The 12,960-nt window shown below is 55.6% G+C and carries 11 protein-coding genes; 10 read left to right on the top strand and 1 reads right to left on the bottom strand.

Annotated elements, in window-relative coordinates:
* The first annotated feature begins 171 nt into the window (after window positions 1-171).
* The 6 genes from JT718_RS18255 to JT718_RS18230 all read left to right on the top strand — a co-directional run bounded on the left by JT718_RS18255 (window position 172) and on the right by JT718_RS18230 (window position 7,969).
* Window positions 172-1,524 (top strand): 4Fe-4S dicluster domain-containing protein, encoded by a 1,353-nt coding sequence (locus tag JT718_RS18255; protein WP_205504234.1) that lies wholly within the window; start codon window positions 172-174, stop codon window positions 1,522-1,524.
* 373 nt (window positions 1,525-1,897) lie between these two features.
* Window positions 1,898-2,671 carry a (Fe-S)-binding protein gene (locus tag JT718_RS18250; RefSeq protein WP_205504308.1) on the top strand — a complete coding sequence of 258 codons (774 nt, stop codon included), beginning with the start codon at window positions 1,898-1,900 and terminating at the stop codon, window positions 2,669-2,671.
* A gap of 448 nt (window positions 2,672-3,119) precedes the next feature.
* Window positions 3,120-3,608, top strand: a complete 489-nt coding sequence (locus tag JT718_RS18245) for a hypothetical protein (protein ID WP_205504233.1) — start codon at window positions 3,120-3,122, stop codon at window positions 3,606-3,608.
* An 18-nt stretch (window positions 3,609-3,626) separates the two neighbouring features.
* On the top strand, window positions 3,627-5,546 hold the full coding sequence (locus tag JT718_RS18240) for a CHU_0125 family OmpA-like outer membrane integrity protein (RefSeq protein ID WP_205504232.1): 1,920 nt from the start codon (window positions 3,627-3,629) through the stop codon (window positions 5,544-5,546).
* Between the two features lie 415 nt (window positions 5,547-5,961).
* Entirely contained in the window at window positions 5,962-7,131 is a 1,170-nt protein-coding gene (locus tag JT718_RS18235) for an AIR synthase related protein (protein WP_205504231.1), read from the top strand.
* A gap of 151 nt (window positions 7,132-7,282) precedes the next feature.
* Window positions 7,283-7,969: a proline and serine-rich protein 1 family protein gene (locus JT718_RS18230; protein ID WP_205504230.1), complete on the top strand. Its 687-nt coding sequence runs from the start codon at window positions 7,283-7,285 to the stop codon at window positions 7,967-7,969.
* Between the two features lie 147 nt (window positions 7,970-8,116).
* Here the strand turns inward: JT718_RS18230 and JT718_RS18225 are convergent, their stop codons facing one another.
* Entirely contained in the window at window positions 8,117-8,584 is a 468-nt protein-coding gene (locus JT718_RS18225; protein ID WP_205504229.1) for a DUF4293 domain-containing protein, read from the bottom strand.
* Between the two features lie 242 nt (window positions 8,585-8,826).
* Here JT718_RS18225 and JT718_RS18220 point away from each other — a divergent pair, with 242 nt between their 5' ends.
* The 4 genes from JT718_RS18220 to JT718_RS18205 all read left to right on the top strand — a co-directional run bounded on the left by JT718_RS18220 (window position 8,827) and on the right by JT718_RS18205 (window position 12,944).
* Window positions 8,827-9,270 carry a hypothetical protein gene (locus JT718_RS18220; protein ID WP_205504228.1) on the top strand — a complete coding sequence of 148 codons (444 nt, stop codon included), beginning with the start codon at window positions 8,827-8,829 and terminating at the stop codon, window positions 9,268-9,270.
* Window positions 9,271-9,457: 187 nt separating this feature from the next.
* Complete coding sequence (gene truA / locus JT718_RS18215) at window positions 9,458-10,270, top strand: tRNA pseudouridine(38-40) synthase TruA (RefSeq protein ID WP_205504227.1); 813 nt, start codon at window positions 9,458-9,460, stop codon at window positions 10,268-10,270.
* 286 nt (window positions 10,271-10,556) lie between these two features.
* A complete protein-coding gene (locus JT718_RS18210; RefSeq protein ID WP_205504226.1) occupies window positions 10,557-12,323 on the top strand; it encodes an ABC transporter ATP-binding protein in 1,767 nt (588 codons plus the stop codon).
* Between the two features lie 93 nt (window positions 12,324-12,416).
* Window positions 12,417-12,944: a GyrI-like domain-containing protein gene (locus JT718_RS18205; RefSeq protein ID WP_205504225.1), complete on the top strand. Its 528-nt coding sequence runs from the start codon at window positions 12,417-12,419 to the stop codon at window positions 12,942-12,944.
* Window positions 12,945-12,960: the final 16 nt, after the last annotated feature.

Genomic DNA, 12,960 nt, shown 5'->3' with positions numbered 1-12,960 from the left:
GCAACCGTTCCGGAGGTGTTTCGCTACCGTTCTGGTGAAAAAGTATGCAAATGTAGGAAGCCTGATCGGATTTGCAAAACTTCCCGCAAAAAAATCTTTTATACCCTTTTCAGAATACTTTGCTAAATTCGTTCGTAATAGTAGCAGTTTCCACCGCTAAACTCCCTTTCTGTGATAAGTAATATCCTCTTTCTTATTGTAGCGGCGCTAGGTATCGGTCTGTTTGTGTGGCAGATACGTAAGATTGCCCGCAACATTAACATGGGGCGTGACAAGAAGATCTCTGGTGACGTTTCCAAGCGCATAAATACCCTGTTACTGGTGGCCTTTGGCCAGCAAAAAATGTTCAAGCGCCCCTTGCCGGCCGTGCTGCACCTGTTTGTGTACGTGGGCTTCCTGGTGATCAACGTGGAAGTGATAGAGATTCTCATTGACGGTATCTTTGGCACGCACCGGGTGCTGGGCTTCCTGGGGCCGGTGTATGACGCGCTCATGGCCATCAATGAGGTTTTGGGGCTGCTGGTGATTGTGGCCTGCGTGATTTTCCTGGCCCGGCGCTACGTGACCAAGGTGCCCCGCCTTACCCGGGGGGCCGAGATGCGGGCCTGGCCTCAGCTAGACGCCACCATCATCCTGGTCACCGAGATTGTGCTTATGCTGGCCTTGTTCGCGTTCAACATCGCAGATCAGAAACTGGCCCAGCTGCAGGGAACCGATCTGCCCGGGGTTTTCCCGGTAACCTCCGGCCTGGTGGACCTGTTCGGGAGCGACGCGCAGACCCTGCAGATCATTGCCACCGCAGGCTGGTGGGTGCACATTGTGGGCATTCTGGCCTTCATGAACTACCTGCCTAGTTCCAAGCACTTCCACATCATCATGTCGTTCCCCAACGTGTACTACTCCAAGCTGGAGCCGAAGGGCCAATTCAGCAACGTGGAGAGCATTACGCATGAAATCAAAGCCATGCTGGACCCCAGCTACGTGGTGCCGCCCGCGCCAGAGGGGGCCGATCCGCAGAAGTTCGGGGCCAAAGACGTGGAAGACCTCACCTGGAAACAGCTCATGGACTCCTACACCTGTACCGAGTGCGGCCGCTGCACCAGCGTGTGTCCGGCTAACATTACCGGTAAGCTGCTCTCGCCCCGCAAGATTGTGATGGACACCCGCGACCGCATGGAGGAGAAAGGCGAGTCGCCGTTGATCTTCGCGCCAGCGCACTACAAAGAAGAATCTGAGCGGGTAAAAGTAACCGAAGAACGCACCCTGCTGCGCGGCTACGTAACACCAGAGGAGCTGTGGGCCTGTACCACCTGCAACGCCTGCGTGGAGTCCTGTCCGGTGAACATCAACCAACTGTCTACCATCATGGACCTGCGCCGCTTCCTGGTGCTGGAAGAATCTGCGGCACCGGCGGCCTTGAACGCCATGTTCAACAACATTGAGAACAACGGGGCACCGTGGGCCTTCTCGCCAAGCGACCGCTTCAACTGGGCCGATGATTTGTTCATGGTTTCCAAAAACTAGCCCTGAAACAAACAAAGAGGCAGAGCTGAGAGACGAACTTTAACCCAGCCCTGCCCCTCCCAGGAGGGGAATTCGGGTAACGTAGAAGTCCAGTAGGTAAGATTGAACTTGTATTCAGTTGCTGATTGAATGCGGCTGATTAAATGCGGCTGATTAAATAAAGAACGATTGAATGAAAAACCAACCCTTGCCGATACTCCCCTCCCGGGAGGGGCAGGGGGTGGGTCTAGTGGCAGCCCGTGAAAAAGGCCCACCGAAACTCCTAACAACCATTAGCTATTGTGCGGCATGCCGAGTAAATTGGCACATGAGCACATTTCCTAATTAGCACATTACCCTGATGTCAGAGAAAAAACAGATACAAGTACCCGTAATGGCCGATCTGGCTGCCCGTGGCGAAACCCCCGAAGTGTTGTTCTGGGTAGGCTGCGCCGGTGCCTTTGACGACCGTTACAAAAACGTTACCCGCGCCTTTGTGCGTATTTTGGAGCACGTGGGCATTAAGTACGCCGTGTTGGGCATGGAGGAAACCTGCACCGGTGACCCTGCCAAACGCGCCGGAAACGAGTTCCTGTTCCAGATGCAGGCCATGACCAACATCGCCACGCTGGACGGGTACGGCATTAAAACCATTGTGACGGCCTGTCCGCACTGCTTCAATACCATCAAAAACGAATACCCCGCGCTGGGCGGAAACTACGAGGTGATCCATCACTCCACGTTTTTACAGAACCTCATCAACGAAGGCAAAGTGAAGATTGCCGGCGGCGGCGAGTTCAAAGGCAAGCGCATCACCTTCCATGACTCCTGCTACCTGGGGCGCGCCAACAACATCTACGAGGCACCCCGTGAAGTTCTAGCCGCTCTGGACGCTGATTTAGTGGAGATGAAACGCAGCCGTGCCAACGGCCTTTGCTGCGGTGCCGGCGGAGCCCAGATGTGGAAAGAGCCCGAGCCAGGCAACAAAGACATCAACGTGGAGCGCGCCGAGGAAGCTATCGGGACCGGAGCCACCATCATCGCCAGCGCGTGTCCGTTCTGCATGACCATGATGTCTGACGGCGTGAAAAGCCAGAACCAGGAAGACAAAGTAAAAGTCTTTGACATCGCCGAACTGATTGCCCAGGCCGAAGGCATCAATGCGTAGTGCGTAGCAAGTAGCACGATTCGTTTGTTGAGGCGGGCTGGTAAATGCCATAGTAAGTGATGGTTAGTGATAACACCATTGCCTCGGGCTAAGTAGCAATGCGTACCACGTTACAGGGTAACGTCGCTACAGAATCCCAGATATGTAGCCTCGTTACCCTGTAACGAGGTAGTACAGCAGGAGAAAAAGCGTTTCAGGTTTGTTTTATGGAAAATGGGCCCAAAGCACCAACGCGCGGTCTGGATACATGATACTTGTATCTAATTGTGTCTATTTTAAATTTCCGCCCTTGTTTGTGTTATCACCCACAAGCACGAGGCCGTGAGAAGTGGCAAGAAGTGATCGTTTCAAGGCTGATTTCAGGAAATCGGGCTTGAAACAAGAATTTATAAAAAGGGAGAACCGTGTTTCTTGATACGCGTGCCCCAAACACTAGCAGATTACCAGAATGTACGTTCCTTTTGAACAATTACCGCCGTATAGCCGCCTTTGGGTGTACCAGATCAACCGTCCGCTCACCCCAGAAGAGGAGGCGGAGATGAACCAGCGGCTGCAGGATTTCGTAACGGAGTGGAGCAGCCACGGCCGTGACCTGCAGGCATCTTTCAGCATCAAAGAACACCACTTTTTGTTTTTGGCTACCAATGAGCAGGTGGCCTCGGCCAGCGGGTGTTCCATAGATAAATCAGTAGCGTTTTTAAGACAATTAGAGCAGGAGTTTAACGTTCAATTATTTGATCGTACCAAGCTGGCGTTCAGGGAGCAAGACCAGGTACGGACGGTTCCTATGTCTGAGGTAAAGGCCTTGGTAACCGCCGGGGCACTCTCGCCTGATTCTCTTTATTTTGATACCTTAGTACCCACCGTGGGAGAGCTGCAGAACCAGTGGCCTAAACCCGCGAAAGATACATGGCTGGCTCGCTATTTTCAGAGCTAATAACGCGTAGGAAAGCACATGATGCGACATAAAACCCTTGTACTGGCTTTGTCTCTGGCAGCAGTGGCGTGCGGACCGTTCCGCAGCTCTGTCCAGAAAGGCAATAAAAACTTTGAGAAAGAAGAGTACCAGCTGGCCATTGAACACTACCAGGCTGCGTTGAACAAGGGTCGTACTGGAGCGGAGGTGAATTTCAAGTTGGCCGAGGCGTACCGTTTGTCTAACCGCATGCCGCAGGCCGAGCAGTACTACAAAGCCGCCCTGGATGCCCGTAAGAACGAGGAAACCATGTTCCGCTACGGCATGGCGCTCAAGGCCAACGGCAAATACGAGGAAGCCGCTACCCAGTTGCAGAGTTACCTGGCAGTAGCTTCTAACAAGACGTTCATCAGGCTGGCGCAGCGCGAAGTGGAGAACCTCAGGCAGGTAGCTTCTATTGCGAATACGCCAACGTATCGGGTTGTAAAACCGGTGCCGGGCACTAACTCGGCGGCGTCTGAGTTTTCGCCCATCGTGCTCAACAACGAGCTTATTTTCTCTTCTACCCGCGAAGAAACCAAATACAAAGGCAACGGCGAAGGCTTCCTGAACCTGTACGTGGTACCTATGGCTGATACCGGCAACACCACCGCCACGCAGGTACGGCCGTTTGCCGCAGCGTTGAACGCCCCTGAGGTGCATGATGCTTCCCCGGCGTTCACCAACGAGGGCCGCACCATGGTTTTTGCCCGCAGCAATACCGGCAAGAAAAGCGGAACCGCCAACGTAGACTTGTACATCTCACAATACAAAACCGGCGAGTGGTCTGAACCCCGTATCGCCAGCTTCAACGACCCAGTGGCTTGGGATGCCTCACCCGCATTCTCGCCCGATGGCCGTACGCTGTACTTCTCCTCTGATCGCCGCGGCGGACAGGGAGGCCGTGATATCTGGAAAACTACTTTGGATGCCGGCGGCCGTTTCTCCCGTCCGGTGAACCTGGGCCCTGAGATCAACACGCCGGGCAACGAATCCTTCCCGTACGTGGGACCGGACAGCACCTTGTATATCGCTTCAGACGGGCATCCCGGTCTGGGCGGATTGGATATCTTCCGCGTGAGCGGAGACTCTGTAATCAACATGGGCGCGCCTATCAACTCCATTGGTGATGACTTCTCCATCCTGATGACCGGGGAAGACCAGGGGCTTTTCGCGTCTAACCGCGGAGGTGGCCAGGGCGGCGATGACTTGTACTCGTTTGTGAAGCGCCAGCCTAAACTGGTGAACTTCTTCGTGGACGGCCGCGTGCTGGAGCGCAACGAGAAAGGCAATACCACGCCTATGCCCAATGCCCGTGTCACGCTGCAGAACGCGCAAGGCGTGAAGGTGGAAGAAGCCACCGCCGACGCCAAAGGAGCCTTCACGTTCCGGCTGGATTCGGCCAGCGTGTATTCCGTGATTGCGGAACGGCAGGGCTATTTCGCGGCCCGTCAGTCGGTCATCACGCAGGGCAAGACGCCGCCGCAGTCGCAGTTGACGCAACCGGTGACGGATATCAGGCTCACGGCTACGCTCACGCTCAGCAAGATTGTGCGGAACAAGGCCATTGTGGTAGAGAACATCTTCTATGACTACGACAAAGCCAACATCCGCCCAGATGCGGCGGTGGAGCTGGATAAATTGGTACAGACGCTGGTAGACAACCCAACGATCACCATCGAGCTGAGTTCCCACACCGATAGCCGCGGCGTGGACATCTACAACCAGGATCTGTCGCAGCGCCGGGCGCAGAGTGCCGTGGATTACATCATCTCCAAAGGCATAGACCCGAAACGCATTACGGCCCGCGGCTACGGCGAGTCAAGACCGGTCATCCGGAACGCCAAAACCGAGGCCCAGCACCAGCAGAACCGCCGCACCGAGTTTAAGGTGACCCGCATTGACGAGCCAGGCCAGTAGAACTAAAGCCAGCTAAACGCTAACCACCGCTGGCGCGAGCCTCCGGCTCGTGTCCGCACGCATGGCTGGCCCACTTTTTCCCGCACTCATCGTCTTACCGCGCTCCTTGTCGGGCTACTTTCCCTCCCATTTGTCATCCTGAAAGGATCTTGTGGGGGAACTAGAAAGGCGTTTACTCCAGCGCTACTGCCGTTTGCACCAGGATCTTTCCAGGAGCCAGAAAAGTAGTTGGTGGTCTCCCCAGAATAGAAGGCACGAGCTGCAAGCTCGCGCCAGCGATCTAGAAATACCAGAAGAAAAGCCTCTCAGAACCGGGAGGCTTTCTTATTTTTGCCCCGCAAAGGGCAGTTCCTCGGTTTGAGGCTGTTTTCTTGAAATCAGGCCCTAAACGGCTTTTACATTTATCCTTCCTGCCATGGAAAACCGGTATCTGCAGCGCGGTGTGTCCGCCTCCAAAGAAGATGTGCACAACGCCATCAAGAACATAGACAAAGGCTTGTTCCCCAAAGCGTTCTGCAAAATCATCCCAGATTTGCTGGTGGGCGACCCGGAGTACTGCAACATCATGCACGCCGATGGGGCCGGTACCAAGTCTGCCCTGGCCTACCTGTACTGGCGCGAAACCGGCGATATCTCCGTCTGGAAAGGCATTGCGCAGGACGCCATTGTCATGAACACCGATGATCTGCTGTGCGTGGGCGCGACGGAGAACATTCTGCTGTCTTCTACCATCGGGCGGAACAAGAACCTGGTGCCCGGCGAAGTGATTGCCGCCATCATCAACGGTACTGAGGAAGTCCTGCAGATGCTCCGCGACAACGGCATTGGCATCTACAGCACCGGCGGCGAGACCGCTGATGTAGGCGACCTGGTGCGCACCATCATTGTGGACAGCACCGTGACGGCCCGCATGAAGCGCGCTGATGTAATTTCTAACCACACCATCCGGCCCGGCGATGTGATTGTGGGCTTCGCGTCTTACGGGCAGGCGACGTACGAGAACGAGTACAACGGCGGTATGGGCAGCAACGGCCTCACCTCGGCCCGCCACGATGTGTTCGCCAATTACCTGGCGCAGGCGTACCCCGAGAGCTTTGACCCGGCCGTACCGTCTGATCTGGTGTACTCCGGTTCCTGTAAACTCACCGATGTAAACGAAGAAACCGGCCTGACGGTAGGCAAACTGGTGCTGTCGCCTACCAGAACCTACGCACCGCTGGTGCAGGCCATTTTAAAAGACTACCGCAGCCAACTACACGGCATGGTGCATTGCAGCGGCGGGGCGCAGACCAAAGTGCTGCACTTCACCCAGAACGTGCACATCATTAAAGATAACCTGTTGCCAGTGCCTCCGCTGTTCAGGCTTATTCAGGAGCAGAGCAATACCAGCTGGCAGGAGATGTACAAGGTCTTCAACATGGGCCACCGCCTGGAGCTGTACGTGCCGCAGGAAATTGCGCAGGATCTGATCAACATCAGCCAATCGTTCAACATTGACGCGCAGGTGATAGGCAGGGTAGAGGCCAGCGAGAAAAATGAGCTCACCATCCAGAGCCCGTACGGCCAGTTTTACTACGAAGGCTAAGCCGCCAAAATAAGTAACCAAAAAGGGATTCCTTTCTGTTTTAGAGCTGTTTCTCACAAAACGGCCTTGAAACGGAAAGGAATCTTTCTTTTAAATATAGGTTTGGCACAATATTGGAATTAGGTCCGTATATCACTTATCTAGTACCGTTATGAAACGAATCTACTTTCTCGGTTTTCTTTTGCTATTCTTCGCCCAGGCTTTGCAGGCGCAGATAGTTCCTGAAGCGGCCCTTCTGGTGGAAAGCCAGCGCGGCGAACTCTTTCAACTGGCCGTAGGAGGGCGTATCATTAATCCGGTGGCCTCTAACCGGGTAGCCGTGGATCATCTGCCCGCCGGCAGGCACCAGCTGAACATACGCGTGCTCATGCGCGGCCGCAGAACCCAGAACCTCAACGCCGAAGTGATCTTGTCTGCCAACTACGAGACGGTCTTTGTACTGGAGCCATCACGCAGAGGCTTTCCTTTGGTGTTGCGTAAAGTAGAGGAACTGCCTTTGTCCCGCCCTGTTCCGCCCTCAGATTCTTATGGCCGGGATGTGTGCCGTTCCGTGATGGAGCCGGAAGACGTGGACCGCGTGCTCCGGTTTATGAAAGAAGAAGGCTTTGACGATAGGCGGCTGGAAATTGCCAAAGGTGAGATCAAAGTAGCCGGAGGCATCATGACCGAGGATTTGTACCTGCTCTTGAAAGCCCTGACGTTTGAAGACCGCAAGGTGGCGTTGGCTAAATTCGCCTATGACTATGTCTGTGACCGAAACAAGTTCAGCCGCGTGTTCGATGCCTTTGACTTCTCTGGCAGCAAGCGCGAAATGCAGGATTTTCTCTATAGGCGATAGGGCCGCACGCAGATTTTGGGCTGCTTAGCCCAAAGTGGCTTAAAAACAGCATCGGCTCCGTTTGGGTAAACGGAGCCGATGCTGTTTTGGGGTTGCTTCTGTGAGTACTTCCGATTGGCGCAGGGGCCTGGCATTTGGCGCCTGGTCTTACCGAAGGCGGTCCATGGAGCGCACCAGGTCCTCGTCGCGCTTGATGAAGCGGTTGGCCAGCACGTTCAGGAACAGCCCCACGGCCGGTAGGTAAAACCCTGACAGGTACTCGCCCTGGGTGGTGGTTTTCACCAGGTCCTCGCCCACGTAAGACGAAAAGTAGAAGGCGCAGCCCATAAGAGCGGCCATTACCAGGGAGTTCAGCATGCCCAGTTTCATTTGGGTCAGGCGGCTCTTATACTGGAAAATCTCATACAGGGCAATCAGGCCGGCTACTCCCGCCAGGATGGCGATCACAATGGTGTTAGAGGAAGCGGCGCCCTCCACGGGGCCTAGTTTGTAGGCGTTCAGTACATACTCCTGGTTATCAGCGGGGTTGGTCTTGGCCCAGATGGGCACAAAGAACATGGTCACCATGGCTACTACAATCAGGAACAGGAAAACGCTCTGGACTCTTTGTATCATATAGATTTTACGTTTCGGTATTGGGCGCAAAACTACACAAAACTTGTCAATACGTGCTGTTCCCGGGGCAGGGCAGGGACCATAAAAAAAGCACGGCGTAGCAGCTTGAGAGAAAGCGGGTTAGCGGCCGCAGAGCAGGCCTGGGGCGCAATTGCCGGTTAGCCGGCCTAGGTATTCCCCCAAATGGGGGCTATTTTGGCATGAACGTTGTAATTCCAGGTCTTAACAAAACGCGTACAATCATGAAACGGTTACTCTTATTCAGTTTAGCAGGATTGCTGTTGTTGGGTGGCGAGGCAGCCCTTGCCCAGACCCCAACCGTTACCAGGGCAGGCATAGTAAAAGACAAGCAAGCCGCCAAGGCGGAGAAAAAACGCGCCAAAGCCCTGGCCAAAGTTGCCAGAACCGATGAGAATTACCAGCGGGCCCTGGCCCGGGCCAAGGAGAAGTACGAGCTGGACCAGAGCCGCTTGAAGCTGAAGTACAACCGCAAGCAGCACCAGCTCAGCGACAAGTACGCCAAGCGCGGCAACTCCCAGAGTGATTTCGTGCGCGAGCAGGCCGAACTGAAAGCCGACTACGAGCGCGAACAGCAAGCCCTGAAAGAACGGTTTGAGCGCGACCGTGACCAGCGGCAAGCCAAGTGGGAAGCGGCCCGTAGCGCATCGTCGCTGGTGATGCTGTAAGCCCCAGAGCTGCGCACACGCCATATCTAGAAGGAACGGCCCCTCACAGGGGCCGTTTTTTGTTGCTGTCCCCACGCCCAGCCCTGATTTCGGCCCGATTTCCGGCAAACGGGGCCAAAACGCCGCCGCTTACGTGTCCCGTACGCGTAGCCCAAGACTCCGCGCGCCATTTCGTATCTTTGCGCCCATGCGGTATTTTCTTGAAGTGACCTATGACGGAACCCGGTTCCATGGCTGGCAGGTACAACCCAATGCCCTCACGGTGCAGGCCGTGCTAGACGACTGCCTGCGCAAGGTGTTCAGGGTACCCCTGGTAGAGACCGTGGGCAGCGGCCGCACCGATACCGGCGTACACGCCACCCAGCAGTGGGTGCACGTAGACCTGCCGCAGGTACTGCCATCGCAGGAAATCCGGCATAGGCTCAACCGCATTCTGCCGCCAGACCTGGCCGTGGGCCAGGTGCTGCCCGTAGGTCCCCAGGCGCACACCCGCTTTGATGCCATCAGTCGTACGTATGAGTACCGCATCACGCTAGAGAAGAACCCCTTCCTGGTGGGGCATGCCTATTACCTTTCCAGAAAGCCAGACGAGGCCCAGATGAACGAGGCTGCGCAGGCCCTGTTGCAACTGGAAGACTTTACCACGTTCTCTAAGGTGAAAGGCGACACCAAACACTACCGCTGCACCATCACCGAGGCCCACTGGCGCCAGGAGGGCAGTTTGCTCATCTTCACCATCAAGGCCAATCGGTTTTTGCGCGGCATGGTGCGGCTGGTGGTGGGCACCTTGCTGGACGTGGGCAAGGGCAAGCTGACGGTGCCGCAGTTCCGGCAGGTGATAGAACAGCAAGACCGAAGCCTGGCCAGCGGGGCCGCTCCCGCGGAGGGTTTGTTCCTGCACCGCGTGGAATATCCAGAAGGGTATTTTGAGCAGCAGCAGGAGCTGTTCCACCAGTTCGCCATGGAGTCAAGCAGCGGCCCGGGCCGGCAGAACAATTAATTTCAGGGCTGTTTTTAGGGAAACGGCTGGTAAACGGGTCTTCTAAGGGGAGCAGATGGGCTTAAGCTGCAGAAAAAGCCAAGTTACTTTGCTTCAAAGGGCGGGCTTGTCAATATCCCGTGAGTGCGGGGTTTATTGCGTACTTTTGTGGCAGGAAGCGGAGTTTGGTTTTAGGCTTGTTTCCTGAAAAACAGGCCCGAAACCACGTAAGCCCGCGAAGTGCTGCACCTGCCGGGGCGTATTCTACGTTAGCAGTAGCAGCCATTCAAAACTAGAAAATCTATACATGAGTGAAATAGGAGGCAGCAAAACCGGGAGTGCATTTGACTGGGAAGTGCTGCGCAAGATATTCCGGTTTGTGAAACCGTACCAGAAGATTTTCTATCTGGTGACTTTTTTAACCGTGGCCTCGGCCGTTCTGGCTACCATTAGGCCGTTCCTCATCCAGGAAATGGTAGACAAACAGATCCTGCAGTACAACTGGCAGGGGGTGAACCGCATGTTCATGTGGCTCATTGTGCTGCTGGTGGCCCACACGGTGGTGTCTTACTTTCACACCTACTTTGCGGGCTGGCTGGGGCAGTACGTGGTGCGCGACATTAGGGTGAAGCTCTATGAGCACATCCTCAAACTCAGGCTCAAGTTCTATGACCGAACGCCCATTGGTACGCTGGTGACCCGCAACGTGAGCGACGTGGAAACGCTGTCTGACGTGTTCTCTGAAGGCCTGGCCGCCATGATTGGCGATGTGCTCCAGTTGATCTTCATCCTCATCTACATGTTCTGGATTGACTGGAAACTCACGCTGGTGAGCCTTTCCATGTTTCCGCTGCTCATCATCAGCACCTACATTTTCAAGGAGAAGGTGAAAGCCTCGTTCCAGGAGGTGCGCGGCGCGGTGGCCAAGCTGAACGCGTTTGTACAGGAGCACCTCACGGGCATGATGGTGGTGCAGATCTTCAACAATGAGGCCCGCGAGATGAAGAAATTCCAGGCCATCAACAAAGAGCACACCCGGGCCAACATTAAATCGGTGCTGTATTACTCGGTGTACTTTCCGGTAGCCGAGGTCATCGGCGCGGCCGGAACGGGTTTGCTGGTGTGGTACGGGGCCAAGGGCGTGATTCAGGACACGGTGACGCTGGGCTCGCTCATTGCCTTTATCATGTACATTGGCATGTTCTTTCGGCCCATCCGCCAGATTGCCGACCGCTTCAACACCCTGCAGCTGGGCGTGGTGAGCTCTGAGCGCATCATGCGCCTGCTGGAGAGCAAAGAGATGATCTCAGACTCGGGCACCCACGCGCCGGCCACCATCAAGGGCGGCGTGGCGTTTGAGAACGTGTGGTTTGCCTACAATGACGAAGACTGGGTCCTGAAGGGCATTTCGTTTCAGGTGCAGCCGGGCCAGACCGTAGCGTTGGTGGGGGCCACGGGCGCGGGCAAAACCTCCATCATCAACCTGCTGAGCCGCTTCTACGAGATCAACAAAGGCACCATTAAGGTAGACGGCCGCGACGTGAAGGAGTACGACCTGGAGGTGCTGCGCCGGCACATTGGCGTGGTGCTGCAGGACGTGTTCCTGTTCTCGGGCACCATCGCCGACAACATCAGTTTGGGCAACAAAGACATCACTGAGGCCCAGATGTGGGAGGCGGCCCGCCTGGTGGGCGCCGACCGCTTTATTGAGCGCCTGCCCGGCGGGCTGCACTACAACGTAATGGAACGCGGGGCCACGCTCTCGGTGGGCCAGCGGCAACTGATCTCGTTTGTGCGCGCCATGGTGTACGACCCCAAGATCATCATCCTGGACGAAGCCACCTCCAGCGTAGACTCCGAGACCGAGGAGCTGATTCAGTTTGCCATTTCGCAGCTCATGCAGGGCCGTACCTCCATTGTGATCGCCCACCGCCTCTCCACCATCCAGAAAGCCGACAACATTATTGTGTTGGACCGCGGCGAGATAAAGGAGAGCGGCACCCACGAGCAACTCCTGCAGACCGGCGGCTACTACGCCCAACTGCACGAAATGCAGTACAAGAACTTTGTGTAACAGCGCCCGTTTTAAGGCCGATTTAGTGAAAACAGCCGCAAAACCGGCGCAGGTTGGGCCGGCATCAGAGAAAAGCGCATTAGAGTAACCCCAATGACGAAGAAGTATTTAATCATTTTAGCGGTAGTAGCAGGGCTGGGCCTGGTGGCGTACACGTACATGGGCGGTTTCACAAACGTGAAAGTCACCCAGACCACCTCTACTCAACTGTTCATTGCCGGAAAGTACTATGAAGGCAAAACCGATGCCGAGGCTCTGGGCCAGGTGTACCAGGAAGTGGGCAAGGCCGTAGAGCAAAAGCAACTCACCGGCGACTTTGCCGGCATCTACTACAACAACCCCAGCCGCGACACTAAAACCATTAAAGCGTTTATTGGTGTGGCCGTGCAGGACACCACTTCCCTGCCCGCCGGGTTCAGCGTGCGGGTGGTGCCGGCCGGCCGGCCCGTGCTGCGGGGCGAGCTTGACGCCAGCATCACCATTGCCCCCAAGCGCATCTACGGTGCCCTTTTTGACTATGAAGAAGAGCACAACCTTAAACTGAAAGAGTTCTACGTGGAACGTTTCCCCGAGGACCAGCCCGCCACCATTGAAGTAGAGATAGCGCAGCCCCAGAAATAACTCCTGTTTTTGCGCC

Source organism: Rufibacter psychrotolerans (assembly GCF_016924645.1).
GTDB lineage: Bacteria > Bacteroidota > Bacteroidia > Cytophagales > Hymenobacteraceae > Nibribacter > Nibribacter psychrotolerans.
This window is presented reverse-complemented; position numbering and strand designations above follow the sequence as displayed.

Bases quoted from the DNA above. Each gene is read 5' to 3' on its own strand.
- truA (WP_205504227.1), top strand. From the start codon at position 9,458: ATGCGGTATTTTCTTGAAGTGACCTATGACGGAACCCGGTTCCATGGC.
- JT718_RS18235 (WP_205504231.1), top strand. From the start codon at position 5,962: ATGGAAAACCGGTATCTGCAGCGCGGTGTGTCCGCCTCCAAAGAAGAT.
- JT718_RS18250 (WP_205504308.1), top strand. From the start codon at position 1,898: ATGGCCGATCTGGCTGCCCGTGGCGAAACCCCCGAAGTGTTGTTCTGG.
- JT718_RS18205 (WP_205504225.1), top strand. From the start codon at position 12,417: ATGACGAAGAAGTATTTAATCATTTTAGCGGTAGTAGCAGGGCTGGGC.
- JT718_RS18220 (WP_205504228.1), top strand. From the start codon at position 8,827: ATGAAACGGTTACTCTTATTCAGTTTAGCAGGATTGCTGTTGTTGGGT.
- JT718_RS18230 (WP_205504230.1), top strand. From the start codon at position 7,283: ATGAAACGAATCTACTTTCTCGGTTTTCTTTTGCTATTCTTCGCCCAG.
- JT718_RS18210 (WP_205504226.1), top strand. From the start codon at position 10,557: ATGAGTGAAATAGGAGGCAGCAAAACCGGGAGTGCATTTGACTGGGAA.
- JT718_RS18225 (WP_205504229.1), bottom strand. From the start codon at position 8,584: ATGATACAAAGAGTCCAGAGCGTTTTCCTGTTCCTGATTGTAGTAGCC.
- JT718_RS18240 (WP_205504232.1), top strand. From the start codon at position 3,627: ATGATGCGACATAAAACCCTTGTACTGGCTTTGTCTCTGGCAGCAGTG.
- JT718_RS18245 (WP_205504233.1), top strand. From the start codon at position 3,120: ATGTACGTTCCTTTTGAACAATTACCGCCGTATAGCCGCCTTTGGGTG.